Source organism: Pollutimonas bauzanensis (assembly GCF_900129885.1).
In the GTDB taxonomy this organism is placed as follows: Bacteria; Pseudomonadota; Gammaproteobacteria; order Burkholderiales; family Burkholderiaceae_B; genus Pollutimonas; species Pollutimonas bauzanensis.
Genome location: NZ_FQXE01000020.1, coordinates 18,299 through 43,630, shown reverse-complemented (window position 1 = coordinate 43,630; position 25,332 = coordinate 18,299). Strand labels below are relative to the sequence as shown.

At 60.6% G+C, this 25,332-nt stretch carries 23 protein-coding genes and 1 tRNA gene; 7 read left to right on the top strand and 17 right to left on the bottom strand.

Translation table 11 applies throughout. The features are described from left to right. Positions 1-5 precede the first annotated feature (5 nt). Genes BUB23_RS24030 through BUB23_RS24020 form a run of 3 tightly spaced genes read right to left on the bottom strand, consistent with a single transcriptional unit; the run spans position 6 to position 3,186 of the window. Positions 6-1,208: a CaiB/BaiF CoA transferase family protein gene (locus BUB23_RS24030; protein ID WP_143161118.1), complete on the bottom strand. Its 1,203-nt coding sequence runs from the start codon at positions 1,206-1,208 to the stop codon at positions 6-8. A 60-nt stretch (positions 1,209-1,268) separates the two neighbouring features. Then, complete coding sequence (locus BUB23_RS24025; protein WP_073109208.1) at positions 1,269-2,273, bottom strand: tripartite tricarboxylate transporter substrate-binding protein; 1,005 nt, start codon at positions 2,271-2,273, stop codon at positions 1,269-1,271. Between the two features lie 22 nt (positions 2,274-2,295). Further along, positions 2,296-3,186 (bottom strand): HpcH/HpaI aldolase/citrate lyase family protein, encoded by an 891-nt coding sequence (locus tag BUB23_RS24020; RefSeq protein ID WP_073109206.1) that lies wholly within the window; start codon positions 3,184-3,186, stop codon positions 2,296-2,298. Positions 3,187-3,276: 90 nt separating this feature from the next. On the opposite strand from BUB23_RS24020, the gene BUB23_RS24015 reads away from it, so the two are divergent. Further along, positions 3,277-4,149 (top strand): LysR family transcriptional regulator, encoded by an 873-nt coding sequence (locus tag BUB23_RS24015; RefSeq protein ID WP_073109203.1) that lies wholly within the window; start codon positions 3,277-3,279, stop codon positions 4,147-4,149. Here the strand turns inward: BUB23_RS24015 and BUB23_RS24010 are convergent. Next, positions 4,146-4,820 (bottom strand): thiopurine S-methyltransferase, encoded by a 675-nt coding sequence (locus BUB23_RS24010; protein ID WP_073109201.1) that lies wholly within the window; start codon positions 4,818-4,820, stop codon positions 4,146-4,148. The two genes, BUB23_RS24015 and BUB23_RS24010, sit on opposite strands and share 4 nt — an antisense overlap. A gap of 64 nt (positions 4,821-4,884) precedes the next feature. Continuing rightward, positions 4,885-5,898, bottom strand: coding sequence for a GlxA family transcriptional regulator (locus tag BUB23_RS27625; protein WP_073109199.1), 1,014 nt, complete (start codon positions 5,896-5,898; stop codon positions 4,885-4,887). A gap of 193 nt (positions 5,899-6,091) precedes the next feature. Here BUB23_RS27625 and BUB23_RS24000 point away from each other — a divergent pair, with 193 nt between their 5' ends. The 5 genes from BUB23_RS24000 (at position 6,092) to BUB23_RS23980 (ending at position 10,979) form a co-directional block, all read left to right on the top strand. Then, a complete protein-coding gene (locus BUB23_RS24000) occupies positions 6,092-7,141 on the top strand; it encodes an ABC transporter substrate-binding protein (RefSeq protein ID WP_073109196.1) in 1,050 nt (349 codons plus the stop codon). A 108-nt stretch (positions 7,142-7,249) separates the two neighbouring features. Next, entirely contained in the window at positions 7,250-8,305 is a 1,056-nt protein-coding gene (locus tag BUB23_RS23995; RefSeq protein WP_073109193.1) for an ABC transporter ATP-binding protein, read from the top strand. A 2-nt stretch (positions 8,306-8,307) separates the two neighbouring features. After that, a complete protein-coding gene (locus tag BUB23_RS23990; RefSeq protein WP_073109191.1) occupies positions 8,308-9,147 on the top strand; it encodes an ABC transporter permease in 840 nt (279 codons plus the stop codon). A 2-nt stretch (positions 9,148-9,149) separates the two neighbouring features. After that, positions 9,150-9,956 carry an ABC transporter permease gene (locus tag BUB23_RS23985; protein ID WP_073109188.1) on the top strand — a complete coding sequence of 269 codons (807 nt, stop codon included), beginning with the start codon at positions 9,150-9,152 and terminating at the stop codon, positions 9,954-9,956. 9 nt (positions 9,957-9,965) lie between these two features. Further along, positions 9,966-10,979: a proline racemase family protein gene (locus BUB23_RS23980; RefSeq protein ID WP_073109185.1), complete on the top strand. Its 1,014-nt coding sequence runs from the start codon at positions 9,966-9,968 to the stop codon at positions 10,977-10,979. Positions 10,980-11,028: 49 nt separating this feature from the next. On the opposite strand, the gene BUB23_RS23975 is transcribed toward BUB23_RS23980, so the two are convergent. The 11 genes from BUB23_RS23975 to BUB23_RS23925 form a co-directional block, all read right to left on the bottom strand. Continuing rightward, the gene (locus tag BUB23_RS23975; protein WP_073109181.1) at positions 11,029-11,751 is read right to left on the bottom strand and encodes an ABC transporter ATP-binding protein; all 723 of its coding nucleotides are present in this window, start codon (positions 11,749-11,751) and stop codon (positions 11,029-11,031) included. Positions 11,752-11,762: 11 nt separating this feature from the next. Then, positions 11,763-13,535 (bottom strand): branched-chain amino acid ABC transporter ATP-binding protein/permease, encoded by a 1,773-nt coding sequence (locus tag BUB23_RS23970; RefSeq protein WP_073109178.1) that lies wholly within the window; start codon positions 13,533-13,535, stop codon positions 11,763-11,765. Further along, on the bottom strand, positions 13,532-14,446 hold the full coding sequence (locus tag BUB23_RS23965; RefSeq protein ID WP_073109175.1) for a branched-chain amino acid ABC transporter permease: 915 nt from the start codon (positions 14,444-14,446) through the stop codon (positions 13,532-13,534). The genes BUB23_RS23970 and BUB23_RS23965 overlap by 4 nt, the downstream gene beginning before the upstream one ends. 139 nt (positions 14,447-14,585) lie before the next feature. Continuing rightward, positions 14,586-16,208 carry a GMC family oxidoreductase gene (locus BUB23_RS23960; RefSeq protein WP_073109172.1) on the bottom strand — a complete coding sequence of 541 codons (1,623 nt, stop codon included), beginning with the start codon at positions 16,206-16,208 and terminating at the stop codon, positions 14,586-14,588. 122 nt (positions 16,209-16,330) lie between these two features. Further along, positions 16,331-17,524, bottom strand: coding sequence for an ABC transporter substrate-binding protein (locus tag BUB23_RS23955; RefSeq protein ID WP_073109170.1), 1,194 nt, complete (start codon positions 17,522-17,524; stop codon positions 16,331-16,333). A 19-nt stretch (positions 17,525-17,543) separates the two neighbouring features. Next, the gene (locus tag BUB23_RS23950; protein WP_245801370.1) at positions 17,544-18,824 is read right to left on the bottom strand and encodes a dihydrolipoamide acetyltransferase family protein; all 1,281 of its coding nucleotides are present in this window, start codon (positions 18,822-18,824) and stop codon (positions 17,544-17,546) included. After that, a complete protein-coding gene (locus BUB23_RS23945; RefSeq protein WP_073109345.1) occupies positions 18,825-19,520 on the bottom strand; it encodes a GntR family transcriptional regulator in 696 nt (231 codons plus the stop codon). An 11-nt stretch (positions 19,521-19,531) separates the two neighbouring features. Then, a complete protein-coding gene (locus BUB23_RS23940) occupies positions 19,532-20,257 on the bottom strand; it encodes an SDR family NAD(P)-dependent oxidoreductase (RefSeq protein WP_073109167.1) in 726 nt (241 codons plus the stop codon). 5 nt (positions 20,258-20,262) lie between these two features. Continuing rightward, positions 20,263-22,440: an alpha-ketoacid dehydrogenase subunit alpha/beta gene (locus tag BUB23_RS23935; RefSeq protein WP_073109164.1), complete on the bottom strand. Its 2,178-nt coding sequence runs from the start codon at positions 22,438-22,440 to the stop codon at positions 20,263-20,265. 17 nt (positions 22,441-22,457) lie between these two features. Continuing rightward, positions 22,458-23,231, bottom strand: a complete 774-nt coding sequence (locus BUB23_RS23930) for an SDR family NAD(P)-dependent oxidoreductase (protein WP_073109161.1) — start codon at positions 23,229-23,231, stop codon at positions 22,458-22,460. Between the two features lie 219 nt (positions 23,232-23,450). After that, a tRNA-Thr gene (locus tag BUB23_RS23925) sits at positions 23,451-23,526 on the bottom strand. 196 nt (positions 23,527-23,722) lie between these two features. On the opposite strand from BUB23_RS23925, the gene BUB23_RS23920 reads away from it, so the two are divergent. Then, a complete protein-coding gene (locus BUB23_RS23920) occupies positions 23,723-24,097 on the top strand; it encodes an MAPEG family protein (RefSeq protein WP_073109158.1) in 375 nt (124 codons plus the stop codon). Positions 24,098-24,195: 98 nt separating this feature from the next. On the opposite strand, the gene BUB23_RS23915 is transcribed toward BUB23_RS23920, so the two are convergent. Next, positions 24,196-25,257: an AI-2E family transporter gene (locus BUB23_RS23915; protein WP_073109153.1), complete on the bottom strand. Its 1,062-nt coding sequence runs from the start codon at positions 25,255-25,257 to the stop codon at positions 24,196-24,198. Positions 25,258-25,332 lie beyond the last annotated feature (75 nt).

The following is a 25,332-nucleotide window of genomic DNA, read 5'->3' as shown; positions in this document are numbered from 1 at the left end:
TTATTCTAGCCTCCGCCGCGCGGGCCCGCCACGGCGCCTGCATCCAGCCCCGCCCGTATCTGTTCATCGCTATAGCCGAGGCGGCGCAGGATGTCTTGCGTATGCTGGCCCAGTACGGGCGCGCCGCAGGGCGGCGGGCTGTCTTCGGCGCCGCTGAACTTGATCAGCCTGGCGACGCCTTTATAGCCGCCTACTTTCGGGTGGTGCTGATCGACGATGAAGCCCTGGTCGGCCACTTGCTCATCATCGAACATGTCCTCGACGTGGCGCACCGCCGAGCATGGCACGGCGGTGCCGAAGACCTCTTCCCATTCCAGGGCCGTCCTTGCCTGCAGGGCCTGGCGGATCACGGGGACGATTTCGCCGGCATGGATGGCGCGCTTCTTGACCGTGTCGTAGTTTTCGTTGGCGGCCAGCCCGGGCACGCCGGCCAGGGCGCACAAGGCGTTCCAGAAATGCGGTGTATTGGCCGACAGGTACAGGTGCCCGCTCTTGGTCGGGTGTATGCCGGTTATGCCGCCCGAGCGCATGTCCCGGTCTATGTGCCTGGGTTCGCCTTCGGCCATGATCAGGCGCGCCGACTGCATGGCCAGCGCGCTGCCCAGCAGCGACACGCAGACTTCCTGCCCCCGCCCGCTGCGCTCGCGCTGGTACAGCGCGGCGCTGACGCCGGACGAGACCATGGCCGCGGCATAGTAGTCGACGGCGGAGCCGTAGACGATTTCGGGCTGCTCTCTGCTGCCCTGCGCGGAACAGATGCCGCTGCGGGCCTGCAGCACCTGGTCGTAGCCCGCCTTGTCGGCGAGCGGGCCGGTTTTGCCATAGCCGGTCATGGAGCAATAAATGAGCCGTGGATTGATGCGGCTGAGGGTTTCGTAATCGATTTTCAGGCGGGGCGGCACCGACGGCCTGAAATTGTGCACCAGCACATCGGCTTCCTGCACCAGCTTCACCAGCACTTCATAGCCCATTTCTTTTTTGAGGTCCAGGCACAGGCCGGCCTTGCCGCGGTTCACGCCCAGGAAGGCGCGGCTTTCGGCCGCCAGCGTCGATGGATACTTGCGCAGGTTGTCGCCGTCCGGCGGTTCGATCTTGATGACTTGCGCGCCCAGGTCGGCCAGGAGGCTGCAGCCGTATGGACCGGCTATGTAGGCGCTGAGATCCAAAACCTTGATACCCGCCAGCGGCGCTGAACTTTGTACTGACATTGACTGCCCCATGAATGTGCAACCTTGGCGCGCAAGCCCGGCGTTGCGGGCCCGGCGCGATTATTTCTGGACGGTGATATGGCTTTCGGCGGCGACTTTCTTCCACCGGACAATGTCGTCCTTGATGATTTTCTGATAGTCCCGCGCCGATGCGGTGGCGAATTCGGCGCCTTCGCGCACGAAGAAGGCTTTCATTTCCGGCGTGGTCACGACCTGCTGCACGGCCTCGTTCAGCTTGTCGACGATGGCGTCGGGCGTGCCGGCGGGAGCCAGGATGCCCCACCACAGGCTGAATTCATAGCCCGGAACCGCGTCGGCGACGGGCTTGAGGTCCGGCGCGATGGGGCTGGGCTCGAGGCTGGTGATGGCGATGGCCCGGGCCTTGCCCGTGTTGATGGCCGGCAGCAGCGAGGGGCCGCTGGCGACCAGCACGTCGACCTGGTCGCCCATCAGGGCCGCGGTGGCCGGCCCCATGCCGCGGTACGGTATATGCGTCATCTTGATTCCCGCGGCCGAATTGAGCATTTCGGTGGCGAACTGGTTGCTGCTGCCGGGGCCCGAGCTGGAATAATTGATGGCGCCGGGGGCCTTTTTGGCCAGGGCGATCAGGTCGGCCATAGACTTGGCCGGCAGGCCTTGCTTGACGGCGACAATGAACGGGCCTTTGGCCATCAGCGCCACGGCCTTGAAGTCTTTTTCGGCGTCAAAAGGCAGGTCGCCCTGTATGGCGGCATTGGTGGTGAAGCTGGACGATACCGCCGCCAGCGTATAGCCGTCCGGCTTGGCCCGCGCCACCTGGGCCGCCCCGATGGAACCGCCCGCGCCGCCCTTGTTCACGATGACCACGGAAGTATCCAGCAACGCGCCCAGCTTGGCGCCCACGGCGCGCGCAAACGAATCATTCGACCCGCCCGGCGGATAGGGCACGACCAGGGTGATGGGCTGGCCATTGGGAAAGGGCGCGGCGGCGCCGGCGAGCGGCGCCAGCGCCGCGGCGAACCCCGCCAGCAGCAGCGCGCCGCCTATCCGTATGCGCAGCGCAGCGGGCGATTTTGCTTTTGTCATGTGTAGTCTCCTGTGTGGCGTATCAGTCACGGCCGTCGGACGACAGCGCTTGCGCCTGGTTGATGATGAATCGTGCCCGCGCTATGAAGGGCGCGTCTATCATTTTTCCGTCGACGAGGTAAGCTCCGTTGACGTCGTTATCGGCGGCGGCCGCCACGATTTTCTCGGCCCATGCGACTTCCTGCGCGCTCGGGCTGAAGACTTCATTGGCTATCGCCACCTGGCTCGGGTGTATGCAGGTCTTGCCAAGGAAGCCCAGGCTCCTGGCCTGCATGGCCTCGCGCCGGTAGCCGTCGGCATTCGCCACGTCGGCGTAGGCGGAGTCATATACGACGCAAGCGGAGCGCGCCGCAGCCATGCGCAACTCGAACATGACCGCGTGCACATTCAGCGCGTCATAGCGGGCGATATTCAGGGGCTCGAACATGTCGCCCAGGCCCAGTTGCAGGCCCCACACCTTGGGGTGGGCCGCGGCAATCCCGGCGGCGTTATGCAGCGCGACAGGCGTTTCGATATTCGCCAGGACTTTTATATCCGCCTTCCTGTCCGACTTGGCGTTGAATGCCTGCTCGGCCTCGGCCAGCAGGCCGATGAAGGCCATGACATCGTCGGCCGAGTCGATTTTCGGGATATTGATGATATCGACGTGGGCATGGCAGGCGGCCTTCAGGTCCTGCGCGAAGTACTCGGTGCCCAAGGGGTTGATGCGCACGATAATGGTCTTGCGTGTCTGCCGCTTGCCCGCTTCGAACGCGCCGCCATTGAATAGCCGGCCCAGTTCGTCGCGGGCATAGCCCTTGCGCTCGTGCAGGACCGAATCCTCCAAGTCGAAACTGATGGCGTCCGCCTTGCTGTCCATCGCCTTGGCGAACAGCTCCGGCCGCGATGCCGGTACAAATAATTTGCTGCGCATGTTTTTGTCTCCTGGAAAGGCGATTATGCACAGCGGCCGGTCGGCCCAGGGGTTTGTTGGCTACCTTTAAAAGATATATATTCTATCTTTATGAATACCCGATTCCTGAATACCCTGATAGCCGTCTTCCGCCACGGCTCTATGGCCGAGGCCGCCCGCCGCCTGAACGTGACCCACGGCGCGGTGGCGCAGCAAATGAAGGCGCTGGAAGAGGAGCTCGGGACGGCGCTCATCACCCGTTCGGGCAAGACCGTGCACCTGACCAACGCGGCCTACCGCATCCTGGAAACATCACAGAAAATATTGGATGACATCGATTCATTGACGGCATTGGCCAATACCCAGGAAATAAGGGGCGAGCTGAGGCTGGGGGCGGGCAATACCTCATTGAACAGCACGATTCCGAATATCCTGGCTACGCTGATCGACCGTTATCCCTCCCTGCAGGTGTCCATACGGCCCGGCTTGTCCAGCGACTTTTATCCCAGCGTCGAAAACAATGAACTGGATGCCGCCATCGCCCTGGAGCCGCCCTTCGCCATGCCCAAGCGCATAGGCTGGCGGCTGCTCAGCGAAGAACATTTCTTCTTGCTGGCGTCGGCCAGGCACCAGGGCAAGAGCGCGCACGACCTGCTGAGGCAGGAATCCTTTATCCGCTACGACAAGAACAGCTGGGTCGGCCAGCAGATAGAACAATATCTGAAGAAAGCCGGCATCGTTCCCAAGGAGCGCTTCGAGCTGGCCTCCACCGAATCCATCTCCCTGATGGTCAACAAAGGGCTGGGGGTCGCCATCGTGCCCAATGCATGGAACCTGTGGAAACAGGGCCTGAACGTCGTCAGCCTGCCGCTGCCCAGCCCCTGCGCGCCGCGGCGCTTCGGCCTGATCTGGGCGCGCTCCTCGCCCAGGCTGCAACTGGTCGAGGTGTTCCTGAAAGCGGCGGTGGAAGAGTACAGGGCCTAAGCCGTGGAAGCTGCGGCCTTGCGGCCGAGCCGATACACGACGGTGTCCAGCCCGGTCAGGCCGCGCTCGGCGAATTTGGGTTCCTTGTCCAGGATGCTGCGCCGGTCTATGACCTGGGCGTCGGAATGCGTCCCATACAGGGAAAGCACTTCGGCCTCCCGTACCGAGAAGGGCGGGCCGTCCATCTGTTCCTGGCGGTAGTCCAGCGTAAGCAGCAGCCCGCGGTATTGATCCGAAAGCTGCCCGTACACATGCCGCACATAGCGTTCGCGCATGCCGGCGGGCAGGGCGACGAGGGCGGCGCGGTCATAGACCCCGGCGCATGCGGCGAGCGTGGCCTGATCCAGGGCGAAAATGTCGCCGCAGATGATCTCGATGTTGCCCGCGACATGGTGGCGGCCCAGGGCCGAATCGCGGGCCTCGGGCCGCAGGCCATTCTCGGCGAAGAACTGATCCACGGCCAGCGGCGACAGCTCGACCCCGAGCACCTGGTGGCCTTGCCGCGCCAGCCAGACCAGGTCCAGCGATTTGCCGCATAGCGGCACCAGCACGCGGCTGCCCGCCTCCAGGGACAGGGACGGCCAGTATTTTTGCAGCAATGGCGTCACCCTGTCTTGGTGGAAACGCGTCTGCCCATCGCGCCACCGCTCCAGCCAGAAATCGGCGTCCATAATCAGTCCTTATGCGAGAATTTGTGACAGGTATTGTAAGGATATTTGGATGCCGGCAGGGGCTTTAGCCGCCCCGGAAAGTCCGCGGCGTTTCCCCGAACAGCAGCTTGAACTCCCGGGCGAAATGGGAACTGTCCGAAAACCCGCAGCTCAGCGCTATTTCCGTAATGCTGTCGCGCGTATTGGTGACCAGCCACTTGCCGTACTGCAAACGCATCACGCGGTGCAGCGCGGCCGGGGTCGTGTTCAGGGCGGCCTTGAAGATCCGCTCCAACTGGCGGGGGCTGACGCCCACATGGGCCGCTATGCTGGAAACCGACGGGAAATCGTCGATGCGCTGCTCTATGAAATGCACCGCCTTGTGCACCCGCAGGTCGCTCACCTGGTCCAGGTCGATATAAAAATGGGCCTGCGGCAAACGCGCCGGCCGGATGCTGTGCAGCATCATGTGGCGCAAGGCCTGCTGCGCTTTTTCCTTGCCATAGTGGCGCGTCAACAAATACAAAGCCAGGTCGATGGCCGCGGTGGAGCCGGCGCAGGTCACCAGCGCCCCGGCGTCCACGAACAAATTGTCGACATTGCACTTTATGGTGGGGAACTGCCGCTGGAATTCCTCAATGACATTCCAATGCACGCATACCGCCCGGTTGCCGACTATGCCCGCCTGGGCAATGGCGAAGGTGCCGGTGCACAGGCCCAGCAATATGACCTTATGCTTGTACGCCTGGACCAGCCAGGCCGACAGCTTCTTGGAGGGAGTGGTGTTGGTGTAGCTGTTGCCGCCGCACACCGCGATATAGTCGAAGTCCCCGACATCGCCCAGATCGGTCAGCTCGACTTGCAGGGTGCCGGCGCTGGACCGCCGCGGCGCGCCGTCCACGCTCATCACCCGCCAGCGGATCAATATCTGCCGGCTATTGCCGCCGTAGTCGGAGGCCAGGCGCAAGACATCCAGAAAACCGGCAAAGGCGGTCAGGGTGAATTGATGCAGCAGCACGATGCCCACGCGCAGGGGCGCCGAAGGCGCATCCTCTTGCGGCCTGGCGGCAATACGGGAATCTGGACGTTCGCTAAGCATGGAAGGGCTGTCCGCTTAAGGGCCAAGGGGCGCATCAGGCGCGGATGTGTCGTAAATATACTAGTTTTCGTCCTTTAAATACAATTTCCCGGCTCTTAATCGATGCAACATAAGGTCTCCAAAACCTCGAATCCATAACGAGGCCCTTAGCGCCGTTCATCTGCTGATGTATAAGCCACAGGAAGAAAATACAATGAAGACAAGACTGCCACTGAAATCGCCGGCGCTCATGGGGCTGGCGGCCCTATTGGCCGCAGCCGCCGGCGCCAACGCAAGCGAAGTGCGGGTCGCCTGGTATGGCGGCAACTGGGGCGACGCGTTCAAGACATGCATCGCCGACCCTTACACCAAGAAAACGGGGGTCACGGTCGTTCCCGAAATCGGCACCTCCAACACCACGCTGGCCAAGCTGCGCCAGCAGCAGGGCAAGCCGGTCATCGACGTGGCGTTTCTGGATGGCGGCATCAGCGAACTGGCCCAGGCGGATGGCTTGCTCGCGCCGCTTACGCAAGCCGCCATTCCCAACATCGCCAACCTGGAGCCGGCCGCCGTGTACAAGGCCGGGGGCAAGGATATATTCGCGGTCAGCGCGGGCTTTTATTCATTAGGCATCGCCTATAACAAAAAAGAAATCACCCAGGCGCCCGCTTCGTGGGATGCGCTGTGGGACCCGGCCTATGCCGGCGCGGTAGTGGTTCCTTCGCCGGCCAACTCGGCGGGAGTGCCGTTCATCGCCTTCCTGGCCAATATCTGGAAAGTGCCATTGACGGGCTTGTCGCCGGTGTACAAGAAACTGCATGATCTCGACGTGGCGTCGTATTTTGACAGCTCGGGCGCGGCGAGCAATGCCTTCCAGTCGGGCGAGGCGGTCATCGGCGCCCATTTCAACGTAGGCGCCTGGGGACTGGCCGACAAAGGCCTGCCCATAGGCTTTGCCGTTCCCAAAGAAGGCGTATGGGCCACCGACGCGCGCCTGCATCTGGTCAAGAACTCGCCGCAAGGCGGCAACGGCGCGCAATTCATCAACCAGGCATTGACTCCAGAGTCCTCGCAATGCCTGGCCGATAGCCTGTACCTGGGGCCAGCGGTCAAGGGCGCCAAGCCAAGCGCGGCGGTGGCCGGCAAGATGCCCTGGGGCGTTGGCGGCAGCATCGCCGACCTGAACCTGCTGGATTGGACGGAAATCAACAAATTGCGCGCCTCCATCACCAGCGACTGGAACCGCGAAGTCGCCAACAAATAAGCCCGCGACACGCGCGCCTTGCCCTTGCCCTTGGCCGCGCCGGCGGGCCGGCGCGGCGCCCGCCCGGGCGCTCCAGCGCCGCACACAACCGAGTATGGACTGACTGACATGGCTGCTCTGCTATCCGTTGACAAGCTTAACAAGACCTACCAAAAAAAATTCAAGGCCCTCAGCGATGTGAGCCTGGACGTGATGCACGGCGAATTCATTGCGCTGCTCGGGCCCAGCGGCTGCGGCAAGACCACGCTGCTGGCGACGCTCGCGGGATTCCTGACGCCGGACTCGGGGCGCATCCATATCGACGGAAAAGACATCACCGATGTGCCCCCGCACAAAAGGACCCTGAACACGGTTTTCCAGAACTACGCCCTGTTCCCGCATATGTCGGTGCTGGACAACGTTTCATACGGCCCCTTGCGGACCGGCGCCGGCAAGGCCGAGGCCAGGACGCGCGCCCAGGAAGCGCTGGAAATGGTGGGCCTGTCGCAAATGGCGGCGCGCTATCCCGCTGACATGTCGGGCGGCCAGCGCCAGCGCGTGGCGCTGGCCCGCGCCATTGTGAACCGCCCCAAGCTGCTGCTTCTGGACGAGCCATTGTCGGCGCTGGACATGAAACTGCGCAAGCGCATGCAGCGGGAGCTCAAAGCCCTGCAGGAAAAACTGGCGATCTCATTCATCTTCGTGACGCATGATCAGGAAGAGGCCATGGCGATGGCGGACCGCATCGTCGTCATGAACCAGGGCGCCATCGAGCAGATCGGCACGGGAGACGAAATCTACAAGCGGCCCGCGAGCCGCTTCGTCGCCGACTTCATCGGCGACGCCAATCTGCTGGACTGCCATTACGCCAGCGGGCAGCTGCGCCTCACCTGCTGCGACATGCCGCTGCGGCAGGCCGATGCGTACGACAAGCGCGGCCTCGTCGCCATGTTTCGCCCCGAAGACATTGAAGTCCGGCGTTCGGACGACGCCCATACGATGGGAACGCGCCAGGCGCGCGTGCTGGACGTGGTCAGCATAGGCAGCTACACCACTATTTACCTGCAGCTCAACGATGCCCATGTGGAAGTAAGGCGCATCGGCGCGAACGACTTGAGCCTGCGCAAAGGAGACCTGGTCAACGTCCGGTTTCCGGCCGAGCGCGTTCACTTCGTCGAGGCCTAGCCATGTCGAGCAAGGTGTCCATGGCCCTGAAGCTGATCGCGCTGCCGTTTCTGTTCTTCCTGGCCTTTTTCCTGGTGCCGCTCAGCGTCGTGCTGACATCCAGCTTCCTGGACCCGTCCACCGGCGGCGCAAGCCTTGCCAATTATGCGAAAGTCCTGCTGGATCAGTACCACTGGGACGTCATCCTGACCACTTTCCGCATCGCCTTTTTTACCACCGTGATATGCCTGCTGCTGGGCTACCCGCTGTCGTGGTACCTGGTGAGGATAGTCCGCTCGCCCTGGTGGAGGCGGGCCTGCATCATTATTCTGGTCGTGCCCTTGTTCACCAGCAATATCGTGCGCTCGTTCGGCTGGATGATACTGCTGGGGCGCAACGGGCTGGTCAACGACGCCTTGCGCTACCTGGACCTCGTCCAGCGGCCGGTACGCTTCATCGGCAGCGAAGGCGGCATCCTGATAGGGATGGTGTATATCCTGCTGCCATTTGTCGTGCTGGCCGTGGGGACTGCGCTGGCGCGGATGGACCGATCGCTGGAAGCCGCCTCCAAGGACCTGGGCGCCAGCCCGGCGAGAACCTTTTTCCACATCACGTTTCCCCTTTCCCTGCCGGGGCTGGCTTCGGGCGCAATCATGGTGTTCGCCCTGGCGGTCAGCGCCTACGTGACGCCCGCCTTGCTGTCCGGAGGCAGGGTAACCGTCCTGCCGATGCTGATCTACCAGCAGTACAGCACGGTATTCAACTTCAACTATGGCGGCGCGCTAAGCATAGTCCTGCTGGTGTTCACGCTGGGCCTGATAGGCATCGCCAACCATATCGGCCGCGTCAAGGGAGGGAATTGACTATGCTCGCGCGATCAACCATCAGAGCCATTGCGCTGGTTTGCCTGGCCTTTCTGTTATTGCCGCTGGTGGTCATTATCGGCGCGTCATTGACGACGGCCAGCTACCTGAGCTTCCCGCCGCAAGGGCTGACCTTCAAATGGTATGGCGCCGTGCTGGCCGATCCGACCTATGTGAGGTCCTTCCTGGTCAGCACGGTCCTGGCGGCCTGCGCCACCGCCGCGGGGATCGCCATCGCCATTCCCAGCGCCCTGGCGCTGGCGCGCCACGATTTTCCCGGCAAGCACATCCTGGCCGCGCTTTTCGCGTCGCCGCTGGTGCTGCCCTACCTGGTGCTGGGCTCGGCGCTGCTGCAGTTCACCGGCTACCTCGGCTTCTCGCAGACCTTCATGGCGCTGCTCGTCGGCCACATCGTGATCGTGACGCCCTTCATCCTGAAATCGGTCTCCAGCGTGCTCACCCGCGACCATGTGGTGCTGGAGCAGGCCTCGGCGGATCTGGGCGCCTCGCCGTGGACGACGTTCTGCAGAATCACGCTGCCGCTGCTCAAGCCGGGCATCATCACCGGCGCCATCTTCGGCTTCATCACTTCGTGGATCAATGTCGAACTATCCATATTCAACACCACCGGCGCCTTGAACACGATACCCGTGCAGCTATTCAACTACGTTCAGTATTCCGTGGACCCAGGCATTGCCGCGGTGTCCGCGATCACCATCTTCATTTCCGTAGTCGTCATCACGCTGTTGGACATGACCATCGGACTGGACGTGTTTTCCGACACAAAAAACAATCGCCAAAATACTTAGGAGCGGCATATGTTGAAGCAGGAAGTTTTTGATGTTATTTATACTCACACCGAAGGCGAGCCCTTGTGCATCATCCACAATGGCATCCCTTATCCCGCCCAGTCCACCATCCTGGAAAAACGGAATTTCCTGGCGCAGAACTATGACTGGGTGCGCAAATCGCTGATGCGCGAGCCGCGCGGGCACAACGACATGTTCGGCGTGTTCCTGACGCCGCCGTCCAGCCCCGACTACGACGCGGGCCTGATCTACATCGATGGCGAAACCTATTCGCACATGTGCGGCCACGGCACCATTGCCGTCGCCATGGTCATGGTGTCGCTGGGCATGGTGCCGCGCGGCGACAGCGGCAGGACGACCATCCGTTTCGAAACCACCGCGGGCCTGGTCACCGCCGAAGTCGAATCCACGGGCGACCAGGTCCATTCCACCTGCTTCGAGAACGTGCCGGCCTATGTCGAGACCCAGGACCTGTCCATCACGCTACCCAGATACGGCGAGGTCAAGGCCGATATCGTCTGGGGCGGCAACTATTTCGGCATCATAGACTTGTCCGACACCGGCCTGCGGATTTCCCCTGAAAATGGCAGCGAACTGATCGAAATGGGCCTGATCGCCCGCGACCAGATCAACCAGCAATACAAAATCCAGCATCCCACGCAAAAGCACATCAATGACCTGAACTTCATCACCTTCTGGCATCAACCGACCATCCCCGGCGCGTTCTACAAGAACGTGCATGTATTCAGCGCCGGACAACTCGACCGCTCGCCCGGCGGCACAGGCACCAGCGCGATGATGGCCATGTTCGAAGCCCGCGGCAAGCTCGGCTTCAACCAGCCCATCAAATCCGAAGGGCTGCTGGGCAGCGGCACCTTCGAGGGCTGCCTGCTGGGCGAGGTGGACCTCAACGGCAAGCGCGGCGTCCGCCCGACCGTCAAAGGCACCGCCAGCATGCTGGGCACGGCGCGATGGATCATCGACAAGAACGACCCCGTCGCCGCCGGCTTCATAGTGCGCTAGCCGGGTTGCGGCCGCCAGATCCCGCGCGGGTCTGGCCGGCCGGAGCGACCTAACGTTTCTGTTTGCCGAGGTAGGCTTCGCGCACCTTCTCACTGTGCAGCAATTCCTCGCCGGTGCCCTGCATGACGATGGAGCCGACCTCCAGCACGTAGGCGCGGTCCGATATTGCCAGCGCCTGGTTGGCCATTTGTTCGACGAGCAGGATAGTGATGCCTTGCTCACGCAGCGACCGGATGATCTTGAACACATCGGCGACGATTTGCGGCGCCAGTCCCAGCGAGGGCTCATCCAGCATCAGCAGGCGCGGCTTGCTCATAAGCGCGCGGCAGATGGCCAGCATCTGCTGTTCCCCGCCCGACAAGGTGCCCGCCACCTGGTTTTGGCGTTCGCCGAGGCGGGGGAACAAATCGAAAAAGTGATCGATCTCTTGTTCCAGTTTCTTGCGCGATGTCTTGCGCAGGTAGGCGCCGATCAGCAAATTGTCCAGCACGGTCTGGTCGGGAAAGACCTGCCGGCCTTCCGGTACGTGGGCGATTCCCGCGCTTACCCGCTTGTGGGCGCTGACGGGCATCAGATCTTCGCCCAGGAACTCTACGGCTCCGCTGGCAGGCACGATGCCGGACAAAGCCCGCATCAGGGTGCTTTTTCCCGCGCCGTTGCCCCCGATCAGGGTAACGATTTCATTCTCGTCCACATGCAGCGTAACCTGCTTGAGCGCCTTGATGGCCCCGTAGTCGACCGAGAGATTCTTGACGTTTAATAAGCGTTGCATAGATACAGCTCCTAGGCTGGCACGCCCAAATAGGCTTCGATCACTTTGGGATTCTGTTGAATGTGATCCGGCAGGCCGGAGGCAATCTTCACGCCATAGTCGAGCACGATGACGTGGTCTGAAATAGCCATCACGAGGTCCATGTGGTGCTCGATCAGCAATATGGTCAATCCCTTGTCGCGCAGCTTGACGATCAATTCCGTCAGGGCCTCAGTCTCGTTGGGATTCAGGCCGGCCGCGGGCTCGTCCAGCAGAAGCAGGTCCGGCACCGCGGCCACCGCCCGGGCAATCTCCAGGCGGCGCTGCAAGCCATAAGGCAGGCTGTCCGCAATATCGCAGGCGTGCTGTTCCATCCCGAAGAAGCGCAGCACATCGTGGGCTTTCCGTTCGATCTCGCGCTCTTCCCGCAAGCTGCCCGGCAAGCCCAGCAAGTTCGAGAAGAAGCCCGATTTCTGCACGCGATACAGCCCGACCATGACGTTTTCGAGAGCGGTCAGGCCCTGGAAAAGTTTCAGGTTCTGGAACGTGCGGCCCAGGCCCAGCGCGGCAATGGCGTTGGGCGAAGCGCTGCTGATTTCCCGTCCCTTGAAGGTGATCGTGCCCGAATCGCGCCTGACCAGCCCCGACAAGAGATTGAGCGTGGTCGTTTTGCCGGCGCCATTGGGCCCGATCAATGACGTGATGGTGCCCTTTTTGAGCGAGAACGACAGCTTGTTCGTTGGCACGACGCCGCCATAGGCTTTGTAGAGATCTCGCACCTGCAGCAGTTCTTGGCCGGCGCCCGGCCCATTGTCCGGCCCTGGCGTGGTCCAGGCGCCGTCCAGGGTAGTGTCGCCCGTGTCGCCCGCCGGCGCTTTGGCGCGCTTGCGTGTCAGCCGCGAGATGACGCCGGCGAGGCCATCGGGCATGGCATAGAGCGCAAACAGCAGGATGGCGCCATAGGCGAAATGCTGCACTTCAGGCCAGCGCGCCAGCACGGCGTCTATCACAGTGAGCAGTATTGCGCCGAGCAACGCGCCGGCGGGAGTGCGGCCGCCAAACAACACGAGCACCAGCAGGAATACCGACAGATTGAAATTCACAAAGTCGGAATTGATGTACTGGTTTTGCTGGGCGACCAGGGCGCCTGCGATTCCGCAGGTCACCGCGCTGATGACGAAGGCGAGTATTTTGAACCGCAAGACACTGATCCCTACGCATTCAGTGGCGATTTCCGACGTGCGCACCGCCGCGAACCCGCGGCCGAACCGTCCCTTTAGCAGCAGCGACGTCATGGCATAACACGCCAGCCCCAGCGCCACGACCACCACCACCCACTGCCGGCTGTCCAGCGGCACGCCGTTGATGCTGAGCGGCGAAATCCCGTAGAAGCCTTCCTGCCCTTTGAGAACGTCCGTCCATTCAGATGCGATCTTCTCGATGAGCAGGCCGAAGGCTATGGTAATCATGGCCAGGCTCGGCCCTTTGACGCGCAAGGCGGGAATGGCGATCAGGATGCCGAACACAGCCGATATCACTGCCGCGGCCAGGAGCGCCAGCCACGGGTTCACGCCGTGGTTGACGGTCAGCAGCGCCGCCGTGTAGGCGCCTACCCCGAAGAGGCCGGCGTGCCCCAGGGATTTTTGCCCTGCCTGGCCCACGAGGATGTTGAAGCCTGAGGCGGCAATGTGATAGACGCCGATATTGAACAGGATCAGCAGGTAAAAATCATTGAGGCCGGAGTAGGCCAGCGCTATCAGGGCCGCGCCAATCAGGCACGGAAAGAGAATCTTGGCTGATTTCATACTTTTTCCACATGGACTTTGCCGAGCAGACCGGCAGGCCGGAAATACAGGACAACGATGATCAAGGCAAACACCGCGATCTCGCGCAGGTTGGAGTACCACAGCCCGATGAGCGATTCGAGCAGCCCGATGAGGAATCCGCCGAAGATGCAGCCGCGCGGATTATCCAGCCCGCCCAGGATAGCGGCCGAAAACGCCTTGAGCGCCAGCAGCGTGCCCACGAATACCGAGGCCGTGGCGATAGGCGCGATCATGACGCCGGCTATCGCGGCAAGGGCGGAGCTGATGGCAAAAACACTGATGGCAACGGCATTGGCATTTATTCCCATGAGGCTCGCGGTCGACTTGCTGAAGGCCACGGCCCGCACGGCCTTGCCCATTTTGGTGGCGTGCAGCGCCCAGTCGAACGCGACCATCAACACCAGGGTGACGCAGAATACGAGAATTTCCTGCGGCCGCACGCCGGCGCCCATGATATGAATTACGCCGTCGCCCATGGGCGATGCCAGTGCCAGGGGCGCCGGGCCCCAGATCATCAGGGCGATGTTCTGCACCAGGATGCCGAAGCCAATGGTGCTCATTACCCACGATAGCCCTTGCTCGCCGACAAAATGCTTGATGGCCGTCTGGTAGAGCACATAGCCCAGCAGGCTCATGATCGCCGCGCTGACCACCAGGGCGAAAACGAACGACGGCCATGTCACATCCTCTGGCGCCGGAAAGCCGATGAGCTTGCCTTGGCTGTAGAACAGCACCGCGCTGACGCCGATCAGGCCTGACGCGGCAAGAAATGCGCCCTGGCCGAAATTGAATGTTTTGGTGGTGGTGTACGTAATGCTGAACCCGAAGGCGACCAAAGCATATACGCTGCCCATCGCCAGGCCACTGAAAATCGCTTGAAGAATATCCATTTGCTTTTACCTGAAAGAACGGCCGGCCTGCGCGCGCGCGCTTGCCCCGGCCATATTGCCGGCTTGCACCGCTGTGGTTTGCCGGCCCGAGGCGCCGGAGCTATGGGCGATGGATGTAAACATTCTGTCTCCTGAAGTTTTATGAATGCCGTTTGCCGAGGATCAGGTCGCCGGCCCGATTGCCTATCATCATGGTCGATGCGCACACATTCGCCGAAGGGATGGATGGCATGACGGATGAATCGACGATGCGGAGATTCTGCAGGCCGTAGACGCGCAGCTCTTGGTCGACCACGGCCCGCTTGTCGGAAGGCGGCCCCATGTGCGCGGTGCCGTTCACATGGTAGGAAGAAACCCCGAAGCGCCGCGCGAAGTCGAAAAGCTCATCTTCCGATTGGCACATATCGCCCGGCAGCGTTTCCTTCTCGAAATAGGGCTTGAGGGCGTCCGCCCGCAACAATTTGCGCGCCAGCTTGATACCGTTCACCAGCGTCCGCTGATCATCGGGATGCTCCAGGTAATTGGGTTGCACAATAGGCGACTCGAACGGATCGGACGATTGGATGCGAACGTAGCCGCGGCTCAGCGGCCGGTGCTGCCAGACGCCGGCCGTCATGCCGGAGAAGTTATCCAGACGGCCGACATAGCCTTCCTTGTAGCTTGCGGGTGTAAAAACCCCTTGCAAGTCGGCGCAGTCCAGATGCGGCTGGGACTTCCAGAACCAGTGCACCAGGGACGGGCTCAGCGCCATGATGCTGGGCTTTTTGCGCATCCAGTGCAGGACCTGCGCGCCCAGGTTCAGGCCTCGCGCCAATTCGTTGAGTGTTTTTTCCCCCTTGACCTTGGCCACCACGCGCACAGAATAGTGGTCGCTGAGGTTTTCGCCTACACCCGGCAGATCGTGCACCACCGCGATGCCTTTTTCTTGCAGCAGCGCGGCCGGCCCAATGCCCGACAACTGCAGCAGCTTGGGGGTATTGATGGCGCCGCAGGCAACAATGACCTCTTTGTTGGCCAGCACAGTGCGAGCCGGCCCCCGGCCCGATGGATGCGAATAGCGCACGCCGACAGCCCGCTTGTTTTCGAACAGGATGCGGGTCGCCAGGGAATGCGTCTTGATATGCAAGTTGGCCCTGCCGCGTATCGGCTTGAGGAAGCTGCGCGCAGTGCTCATGCGCCAGCCATTGTGGATCGTGCGCTGGAAGTAGCCGACGCCGTCCTGCGGGCCGCCGTTGTAATCGGCGGTGCGCGGCATGCCTTGCTGCATGGCGCCCTGGATAAATGCTTCGCAGATCGGATGAATCCAGTCGATGTCGCTGACGGGCAGCTCGCCCTGGCGGCCGCGGTACCCGTCGTCGCCGCCAATGCGCCGCTCCATGGACTTGAAGTATGGCAGCACGTCCTTGAAGGACCAGCCGTCGTTGCCCAATTGCGCCCAGTGGTCGAAGTCGCCGTCCTGCCCGCGGTTGTAGACCAGGCCGTTGATGGACGTGGAGCCGCCAAGGGTGCGGCCCTGTGGAATCGGAATGCTGCGCCCGTTGGTCTTGTCTGTAGGCTCGGTCGAGAAAAGCCAGGCATACCGGGGATTGAAGATGACCTTGATGAAACCCGCCGGGATGTGAAGAAAGGGATGGTTGTCCGGCGGGCCGGCTTCCAGCAGGCAAACCGAGGCGCCATGGGCGCTCAGACGGTTGGCCAGAATCGCGCCGGCCGCGCCGGATCCTACAATGACGTAATCGAATTTTTGCGCAGTATCAGTCATGGAGCGGTTCCGGAAGAAAGGGTTGGCGAATGGCTCAGGGGAGCCGACGCATTGCGGCCTGAATCCGCCTGGCGGCATTGCAATAGGCGAAGGCTGGCGCCTTCGCCCCTATCGCATGTTTTTTATTGTTTTAAATCAGCCGGTGTAAGGCTCTTCGTTATTTCATCTTCGACGGAAACGACCTTGCCGTCGACCCAGCGCACCAAGCGGAAATCTTTATAAGAAAGCGCCTCATGGTTGCTTGGGGTGAACGGCGCATCGTAGGTTTTAATGACGCCCTTGACCCCGTTCAGGTTTTCGAGCGCCCGCTGTACCGCCTCGCCGTCGGTCGTTTTTGCCTGCTCGAAAGCGGCAGCCAGCAATTTCACGGAATCATAGGCGTGGGCGGCAAAGACATAGGTTGGCAATTTTCCGTCTTTACGGATGATGGTGTCGTAAAGCGCGCGCGACTCGGGCGTGGAGTCTTCGGTGATCGAAGCGGAAAAGATCATTCTCTTGGCCAGGTCGGGGCCGGCGACACGCAAGAAAGGCGAGCTCAAGTTGGCCCAGGAACCCAGTGTGACGGGGTTGTAGCCGATCTTGTCCAGGCTGCGCATGACATGTGCGTTCGCATCGGCCAGCGCATAAACGATCAGCGTATCCGCTCCGCTCGCGCGAATCTTGTTCAACTGGGATGTCATGTCCGTGTCGGAGGGCCCGAATTTCTCAGTGGTGACGGGAGTGATGCCGTGGAGCTTTAAAACTGCGGCGGCGTCTTTGGCTCCTTGCTGACCATATCCAGTGGAGTCGGCAATAATGGCGACTTTCTGGTTCTTCGTTGCTTTGGCGGCATAAGCGGCAAGCAAAGTGATTTGGTCCAGGTCGCGCATGGAAACGCGGAAAATATAATTCTGCCCTTGTTTCGCATAGCGATTGGTAATCTCGGTCGCCGTGGCCGAGGGAGAAATCGCGGGGATTTTCTTGTTCTGGACAATGTGCATCCATGCCAGCATATTGCCTGAGTTCACGCCGCCCAATATTGCATGAACGCCTTCGTTGTTGACGAGTTCATTGGTATTTTGAATGGATTTGGGCGGGCTCCCCACATCGTCGCGGGCAATGATGCGGATTTGCTCGCCCAGAACGCCGCCCGCGGCATTGATTTCGTCGGCGGCCTGTCGCGCGCCCGCCAGCGCTGAAACGCCGAAATCAGCGGACCCGGTTGCCGACATGTCGCTGTTGTAGCCTATTTTTATTTCGGCGGTGGCAATGCCCGGCAGCGCCAGCGCGAAAAAATGAATGGAAGCTAACGCGGCAATAGTCTTTCTGGTTTTCATGTATGTCTCCTAAATTTACTTATAAGATCAGGTTGATGGGGTTTTCGATGCGATTTTTGATGTCGCCCATGAATCGGGCGGCGACGGCGCCATCCACAACGCGATGATCGGCTGAAAGTGTGATTGAAATAACGGCGCCGGCCTTCACCTTGTCTTTGATCACAATAGGGCGTTGTTCGACCGCCCCCAGGGCCACGATGGCCGATTGCGGCGGGTTGATGATGGCGCTGAAGCGGGTTATGCCATACATCCCGAGATTGGTAACGGTGAGGCCGCCGCTTTCATATTGGTCGGGTTTCAAGCGGCCTTGTTTGGCGGATTCAGCCAGCAGGCGAATTTCCCGGGCCATCTCCGACAGCGACAGCTGATCGCATCGGCGCAGGAGGGGCGTAATAAGCCCTGCTTCCGTTGCGACGGCAACGTTGAGATCAAGAGTAGGGCGTTGATACATGCCTTCTTCTTGCCACTGGCTGTTTACGACGGGATTGTTTTTGAATGCCCGGCTGATGGCATAGCAGAGCAAATCATTCAATGAATATTTGAAGTCCGTGGCTTCATTGATTTTTTGGCGCAGCTTGATGAGCTTGTCCATGCGGCATTCCACTTCAAGATAGAAGTGCGGCGCTTCGCGCTTTGATTCTGAAAGGCGCTTGGCAATCGTTCGGCGCATCGGTGTATGGGCCGCCAGATTGGCGGGCGCCGCGGCAGGCGCATTTGCGCCGCCAGCCGCGCCATTGGCCGGCCTGTCGGCTGCGGGATGGGCCATCTTCGATGCGACGTCGGCCTTGGCGCCCGCTTTTGCTTCAATGGCCTTTGCCTCGATGACTTGCTGCACATCGTATTTCACGATCCGGCCGTTCGGGCCCGAGCCCTTTATTTGCTTCAGATCGATGTCCAAAGAACGGGCGATATGGCGCGCCGCCGGGCTGGCGAGCAGGCGCCGGACTGGATCATCCGGTTCCACCGCGCATTCTTCTACCGCGCCTGCCTCTGCCACGTCTGCCTCTGCCACGTCTGCCGGTGCCGCGCCTGCCTCCGTCGTGCCGGCTGCCCCCGATAGCAGCGCGATAGGGGCGCCTACGGCTACATTGGGCTCTCCAGCCTGCACCAGAATCGATTCCAGCCGTCCGCTATCCACGGCTTCGAGCGCGATGACGGCTTTGTCGGTTTCAATCTCGGCAATGATCTCCCCCTCCTGGATCCAGTCTCCTGGCGCGACATTCCATTGAACAATGCTGCCTTGTGTGGTGCCCGCGCCTATCGCGGGCATATAAATATGAATCGACATTGTCTCGCCCATTTAATTTTCCAACTGGCCTGTTTTCTCGATGAACCTGGCTGCGTCTGTGATGTCCGAAACGATTGCCTCTCTTGCGCCTTCGCCATTTCCGGCGGTCAAAGCGGCGACCAGATCGCGGTGATGGCGAAAGGATTCCCAATTTTCGACGGTGCGTTTCTGATTATTCATACTGAGGGAGAACAAAGGCGAAATTTGCAGCCATATGTTCTCGATCATGCCGACGAGTTGCGGCATGCCCGCGGCCTGGTAGACCGAAAAATGCAGGCGCCGGTTGGTTTCGATTGTCAGGAAGGCATCGAACGGCGCTCTTTTTGCCAAAGATTCATATTCTTCCGCTATTGACCGGACCTTATTCAATTCAGCCTCGCTGATGTGCTGCGCCGCTTCCAGGGCGGCAAAGCCTTCCAGGCAACAGCGGATTTTCACAATCTCACGAAACGCCTGGAGCGTTGGCTTGGGCACCTGCAAGGTGCGGTTGGGCAGCATTTGCAACGCGCCTTCCGCCACCAGTTTGCTGACTGCGTCGCGTACCGGCATGGGGCTGATATTCAGCGCGCTGGCCAATCCGCGCAGGGTCACTTTTTCCCCTGGTGAAATCGATCCTGTCATGAGCAGTTGACGAATTTCCGTATAGGCCTGTTCGGCAACCGTGACGCGCGCCTGTTTGCGCAAACCGTTTATTAGAGTGAGATCCATCTGCATCCGGCCTAGTTCATATAGACGCCACCATTGACGTCTAGTGTGGCACCGCTTATGTAGCTTGCGCCTTCCGAACAAAGAAAGGCGATAGGCAGCGCGATTTCCCGCGGATGGGCCATGCGGCCCATGGGAATGCCGTCCGTGCTGATCGCCTGGTTTTCCGTCATCGCGGTCTGTGTGGCGCCGGGGGCGACACAGTTCACTGGAATATCGTGAGGGGCGGCAACACGTGCAAGCCATTTCACGAAACTAGTGACACCGCCTTTGGCGGCGACGTAATGAGGGCTCGCCTTCAGCCCGCCCATTCGGGCCGCGACTGAAGTGACAAGCACCATTTGTCCCGAGCCTTGCGCTATCATTTTCTTCAGAACACAGCGCGTCAGGTAAATGACGCCAGCCAGGTTCACATCGATAACGGCGTTTAGCACGGATTCCCAGTTCTCGTCGTCCCAGCTGTCCCAGGGGCAGTAGCCCGCGTTCGCCACAAGGACATCTATGCGCCCGAGGCGCGCAATCGCCTCTTCGATAGAGGCTTTGTCGCCTGCGTCAAAACCTATGGCTTCCGCTTTCGCGCCTTGCCGCCGCAGCGCGCAAGCCAGGTCGGTAGGGGCCTGGCGGTCGGCCAGGATGAGCACCGCGCCCAGTTCCGCGCAGATTTGCGCCAGCTCGCGGCCGATGCCGCCTGCGGCTCCCGTGATCAATATGTGCTTGTTTTCGAGTGTAAAGGGCGACATCGTTTCTACCTCGCCAGTCCGCAGTCGCGCATCACCTGGATGATGCTTTTTTGAATGTCGTCCTTGTTGGCCAGGGCAGCCGCTTCAAGGGCTTTCGAGACAACGGGTGGCGCCCATTTCCCTGTCACCCGTTGCACAGGAGTGTCCAGATAGTCGAAGTAGCGGCGCTGGATTTCGTCGGCGATCAATGCGCCGATGCTGGCCGGCCGGGTAGTCTGCTCGACAATGATCACACGCCCCGTTTTGCGGACGGATTCGCCTATGAGGTCATAGTCGATGTCCCTGGGAGACAGGCTGCGCAAATCGATAACGTCGGCGCTTGCGTTCATTTCATCAGCGACATCGCAGCATTCCTTGACCATCGTCAGTGTCGCCAGCAGCGTGATGTCATCGCCACGCCGGACCCGCTTTGCTTTCCCGAGAGGGATGAAATAGTTCAAGTCTTTCGGGACTGGCGTGGATCGGGTGTGCAGTTCTTGCGGCTCAATGACCAGTACGGGATCGTTGCAGGCCAGGGCCGAATTCATCAGGCCGACATATTCAAAAGCATTGGACGGCGCCACGATCCTCCAGCCCGGGAAGGCGCTGAATATCGCGGCGGGGTCCATCGAATGTTGGGAGCCGTAGCCTTCCAGGCCTGGCACCCGGGCGCGAAGAACTAGCGGCACCGAGGCCGTGCCATTGAATAAATGCCGGATCTTCCCCGCCTGGTTGAGCAATTGGTCGCCCGCCACCAGGAAGAAGTCGCTATACATCAGCTCCACGACCGTACGCAAACCGCAAAGCGCGGCGCCAGTCGCCAGGCCGCAAAAGCCATTTTCGGTAATGGGCGTATTGATAATGCGGCCTTTCAACTTTTCAGTGAGCCCCCGGGTCGCCCCGACGGTGCCGCCCCCCATATTGGCGACATCTTCACCAAAAATATATATGCTGTCGTCCTTTTCCATGGCGTTGCCCATGGTCTTGGAGATCGCCGCAATGTAAGTCAGCGGCTCCATATCGGCTTGCGCGTAGTCTTCGAATTCTTTGTAGTTCAATGCCTGAAGTTCGCTTCCGTCGCTATTGAGATTGCTGTCGACGGTCTCTGGCGCGGGCCAAAGATCCGCCTTGATGCGGGAAGAGGACCCCTTTCCTTCGATGCATGATTCTGCGGCCGCCTGAACGCTGGCGCTTATATCTTTGTCCAGCGCGGACAATTCATCCATTGTCAGCAGCCCTCGGGCAGGCAGAGATTCCTGAAGGAATTTCCAGGGATCGCGAGCCTTCCAGGATTCTTCTTCATCTTTCGTGCGGTAGCCAAAAGCGCTGCCTGGAATGGATGAGCTCTGGTGGTAGTAGCGATAGACATCGGCCAGAATGAACGCCGGGCCTTGCGTGGCGGATATTTGTTCTTCCGCCCATTTGGTGGCCAGCCATACGGCCACCGGGTTCGCGCCATCAACATGGATAGAGGGAATGCCGTGGGCAAAAGGGCGCGTCAGCAGCTGCGTTTCAAAGGTCGACTGTGCCACGCTCATGGACACGGCGTAGCCGTTGTTTTCCAGGAAGAAAAGAATGGGCAGCCGATACAGCGCAGCCAGATTCAAGGACTCGTGTGTGGCGCCCTGGTGCACAGCGCCGTCTCCGAAGTAGGAGACCGTGAGCCGCTTGCCGCCGCGCGCCTTCTCTGCAAAGGCATGGCCGCAGGCTATGGGCAGGCCGCCTGCGACAATGGCGTTGGTTCCCATAATGCCCAGAGATTCCTTGCGCAAGTGCATTGAACCGCCCCGGCCTCCCGTCCAGCCGCCTTTGAGGCCGAGGATCTCTTGCAGCATAGCCTGGATTTCGCGCCGCATTTCCGGTTTGAGGCCATGCGCCAAGGGGTCGAACCCTTCGCCATAAAGCGCATTGATTGCCTTGGCGATGCACTGATGATGCGCGCGGTGCGTTCCATTGATGAGTGTGTCGATCGGAAGCGCGGCGATGCTGCCGGCGGCCCCTCCCTCTTGGCCAATGCTGGAATGCGCGGGGCCGTGCACCAGATTGAGCTTGTCGAGTTGCAGTATTTTTTCTTCGAAGCGCCGGGCCGTCAGGAACAGGGTGGTGATGCGTAAAGCATCCGCGCGCGAAATCCGTTCCCAGTCGGCGTCCGAGAACGTGTACTTGACCATTGGCGTGCTGGCGCCGATAGAGCTTAAATTCATCTGTCTTCCGTTCAGTTTTATAGTTGTGAAGTCACGCCACCATCTACAACGATATTGGCTCCGTCAATGAAGTCCGAGGCTGGGGCGGCAAGGAAAAGCATCGTGCCCACGAGATCTTCAGGCAGCCCCCAGCGCCCGGCGGGCGTCGTTGCCACGACACGCTCGGCATGCCCCGGAATGTCGACACGCGCCTGGCGGGAAAGAGCGGTGTCTATCCAGCCCGGATGCACGACGTTCACATGGATGCCTTCAGGCGCCCAGGCGCACGCCAATGATTTGCTCAGTTGGTTGATCGCCGCTTTGGTCGCGGCGTACACGGGCAAGTGTTGATTGGCCGCGATTGCCGTGATCGAACCCACGTTTATTATTTTTCCGTAGCGGTTCGCTTTCATGAAGGAATAAACGGCCTGGCACATCTGGAAGGTGCCCTTCAAATTGACGTCGACGATCCGGTCATAGATGGCTTCTGTGTAGAGCTCCGGACGCATCCGCTGATTGATGCCCGCAAGATTGATGAGGACATCCACTTGTCCGAATTTTTCGACTATCTGTTTGACGCAGGAAAAACATCCCTCGCGATCCGTGACATCGAGGACGTAGTATCCGGCGGCGTGCGCGTTCAAGGCGGCCAGCTCTCCGCGCAGCGCCTCGAAATTCGCTTCCGCATTCTCGATGAGCGCAAGCCGGGCGCCCGACTCGGCGAATCCCTTTGCCACCGCGCGGCCAATGCCGCCTCCCGCGCCCGTAATGGCTACGACTTTGTTTTCTATATTGAATAATGGGTGAGTCATATGAGTCTGCTGCCGTCGTCTCTTTTTGTTTTATCGTGATATCTGATATGTGATCACAAAATTTTGCACGAAAGCCGCCCACGGGTATATAGGGGTAAACCTCAACGCGCAAGAAAAGCCCATGCCGTTGGAGGCGCTATCGGGGCGGGGCCGGAAGCAGGGGCCTTGGCCCAACAAAAACGCCAACCTTTTCAGGTTGGCGCAAGTGCTTGATTCTATTGGTGCCGATGAGAGGAGTCGAACCCCCGACCTTCTCATTACGAATGAGCTGCTCTACCAACTGAGCTACATCGGCTTTTGGCATAAATAAAGGCCGCATACTGCGAGCCTGTGTCCTGCCAAGCCCGTTATTATACATATTCTTTCAATGCTTGTTGGGGATGCGGGGGCCTTCCTATAATCCCCTAGGCGGCATCCCTTCCGGCAGCTTATATTGCAAGGCATGGGCGCCGCGGTGCCTGGTCCGTAAACCGAGAGCATCTGGAGGAGATATGAACACTATTGCATGGCTGATGCTGATTGCGGCCGTACTGCCTTTTGTCGCGGCGGCGGTGTCCAAGGCGGGCGGCAAAGGCTACGACAATAACAATCCGCGATCCTGGCTGGCGCGCCAGGAGGGCTGGCGGGCGCGGGCCGATGCGGCGCAGACCAACTTGTTCGAAGGCTTGCCTTTCTTTTTCGCCGCGGTGTTGTTTGCTTTGTACCAGATGGCCGACGCCACTGCGCTTGCCAGCCTGATGGGCGCCTGGATATTGCTGCGCCTGGTCTATCTGGGCATATACCTGGCCGGCTACGGCATGGTGCGCACCCTGGTGTGGACGGTGGCGCTGGCCGTGAATATTGCCATATTGTTCCTGGGAAGCTAGGAAGGCCGGCAGCGGCTGCGCAAGCGCGGCCTGTCTTGGCGCCGCATGGAAGGGGCGCCGCATGGAAGGGGCGCCGGCAAGGCGCCCGCGACCGATGTTCATTCTTCCTGGTTCATCCGGATCGCCGAGGGGAACAAGTCCCAGCAGGCGATGAACAGGGCGGCGAACAAGGGCCCGATGACAAAGCCGTTGAGCCCGAATACCGACAGCCCGCCCAGCGTGGAAATCAGGATGACGTAGTCCGGAATTTTGGTGTCTTTGCCGACCAGCAGGGGGCGCAGGATATTGTCGACCAGGCCGATGACCAGTACGCCGAACAGGGCCAGGACCACGCCTTGCCAGATGGCGCCGGTGACCAGGAAGTAGATGGCCACCGGCAGCCAGATCAAGGCGGCGCCGACCGCCGGCAGCAGGGACAGGAAGGCCATCAGCACGCCCCACAGCAGGGCGCCTTCGATGCCGAGAAACCAGAACATGATGCCGCCCAGGGCGCCTTGGGTGATCGCCACGACGATATTGCCCTTGACGGTGGCGCGGACGACGGTGGCGAACTTGCGGAACAAATGCTGCTTGTATTCTTCGCTTAGCGGTATCAGCTGTTTGCTGTGGCGCGCCAGGTGGGCGCCGTCGCGCAGCAGGAAATACAGTATGTAAAGCATGACGCCCATGCCTATCAGGAATTCGAAGGTGTTTTGCCCCACGCTTACCGCCTGGGTCGCCAGGTATTTGCTGCCTTGCAGGGCGCCGGCCGAGAGCTTTTCGCGCAGGCTGAAAATGTCGCCGACGCCGAAGCGGTTGAGAATATCGTGCGCCGACGGCGGCATGGCGCTGACGATTTGTTCGAAATAGTCCCCCAGATTGAACTGGCCCGAGCTGATGCGCTTGTAGACGGTTGCGCCTTCCTGCAGCAGCGCGCCTGTGATCAGTATGGTCGGGATGATGACGATCAGAATGATGATCAGCAGCGTCGTGAGCGCGGCCAGGTTGGGGCGCCCCCGCATCTTGGCGAGCAGGCGCTTGTGCAGGGGAGTGAACAGGATGGCGAGGATCGCGCCCCAGAAGATCGCGCCGTAGAAGGGCAGCAGGACCCAGATGAATGCCACGGTGACCGCGGCCAGTAAAAGCAGGAACGTGCGGAAATAGAGATTGGAATTGTTCATTCAGCATCCAGGGTATCGGGGGGCATGACGCGCGGATAGACTGCCGCCCGGCATATTCGTGTGTGCGACCATTGA

Excerpts from the sequence above, each read along its gene's own strand:
- BUB23_RS23915 (WP_073109153.1), bottom strand. The coding sequence starts at position 25,257 with ATGAACAATTCCAATCTCTATTTCCGCACGTTCCTGCTTTTACTGGCC.
- BUB23_RS23940 (WP_073109167.1), bottom strand. The coding sequence starts at position 20,257 with ATGTCGCCCTTTACACTCGAAAACAAGCACATATTGATCACGGGAGCC.
- BUB23_RS24025 (WP_073109208.1), bottom strand. The coding sequence starts at position 2,273 with ATGACAAAAGCAAAATCGCCCGCTGCGCTGCGCATACGGATAGGCGGC.
- BUB23_RS24000 (WP_073109196.1), top strand. The coding sequence starts at position 6,092 with ATGAAGACAAGACTGCCACTGAAATCGCCGGCGCTCATGGGGCTGGCG.
- BUB23_RS23945 (WP_073109345.1), bottom strand. The coding sequence starts at position 19,520 with ATGGATCTCACTCTAATAAACGGTTTGCGCAAACAGGCGCGCGTCACG.
- BUB23_RS27625 (WP_073109199.1), bottom strand. The coding sequence starts at position 5,898 with ATGCTTAGCGAACGTCCAGATTCCCGTATTGCCGCCAGGCCGCAAGAG.
- BUB23_RS24015 (WP_073109203.1), top strand. The coding sequence starts at position 3,277 with ATGAATACCCGATTCCTGAATACCCTGATAGCCGTCTTCCGCCACGGC.
- BUB23_RS23950 (WP_245801370.1), bottom strand. The coding sequence starts at position 18,824 with ATGGGCGAGACAATGTCGATTCATATTTATATGCCCGCGATAGGCGCG.
- BUB23_RS24020 (WP_073109206.1), bottom strand. The coding sequence starts at position 3,186 with ATGCGCAGCAAATTATTTGTACCGGCATCGCGGCCGGAGCTGTTCGCC.
- BUB23_RS23930 (WP_073109161.1), bottom strand. The coding sequence starts at position 23,231 with ATGACTCACCCATTATTCAATATAGAAAACAAAGTCGTAGCCATTACG.
- BUB23_RS24030 (WP_143161118.1), bottom strand. The coding sequence starts at position 1,208 with ATGTCAGTACAAAGTTCAGCGCCGCTGGCGGGTATCAAGGTTTTGGAT.
- BUB23_RS23965 (WP_073109175.1), bottom strand. The coding sequence starts at position 14,446 with ATGGATATTCTTCAAGCGATTTTCAGTGGCCTGGCGATGGGCAGCGTA.
- BUB23_RS23980 (WP_073109185.1), top strand. The coding sequence starts at position 9,966 with ATGTTGAAGCAGGAAGTTTTTGATGTTATTTATACTCACACCGAAGGC.
- BUB23_RS23960 (WP_073109172.1), bottom strand. The coding sequence starts at position 16,208 with ATGACTGATACTGCGCAAAAATTCGATTACGTCATTGTAGGATCCGGC.
- BUB23_RS24010 (WP_073109201.1), bottom strand. The coding sequence starts at position 4,820 with ATGGACGCCGATTTCTGGCTGGAGCGGTGGCGCGATGGGCAGACGCGT.
- BUB23_RS23995 (WP_073109193.1), top strand. The coding sequence starts at position 7,250 with ATGGCTGCTCTGCTATCCGTTGACAAGCTTAACAAGACCTACCAAAAA.
- BUB23_RS23955 (WP_073109170.1), bottom strand. The coding sequence starts at position 17,524 with ATGAAAACCAGAAAGACTATTGCCGCGTTAGCTTCCATTCATTTTTTC.
- BUB23_RS23935 (WP_073109164.1), bottom strand. The coding sequence starts at position 22,440 with ATGAATTTAAGCTCTATCGGCGCCAGCACGCCAATGGTCAAGTACACG.
- BUB23_RS23975 (WP_073109181.1), bottom strand. The coding sequence starts at position 11,751 with ATGCAACGCTTATTAAACGTCAAGAATCTCTCGGTCGACTACGGGGCC.
- BUB23_RS23970 (WP_073109178.1), bottom strand. The coding sequence starts at position 13,535 with ATGAAATCAGCCAAGATTCTCTTTCCGTGCCTGATTGGCGCGGCCCTG.
- BUB23_RS23920 (WP_073109158.1), top strand. The coding sequence starts at position 23,723 with ATGAACACTATTGCATGGCTGATGCTGATTGCGGCCGTACTGCCTTTT.
- BUB23_RS23985 (WP_073109188.1), top strand. The coding sequence starts at position 9,150 with ATGCTCGCGCGATCAACCATCAGAGCCATTGCGCTGGTTTGCCTGGCC.
- BUB23_RS23990 (WP_073109191.1), top strand. The coding sequence starts at position 8,308 with ATGTCGAGCAAGGTGTCCATGGCCCTGAAGCTGATCGCGCTGCCGTTT.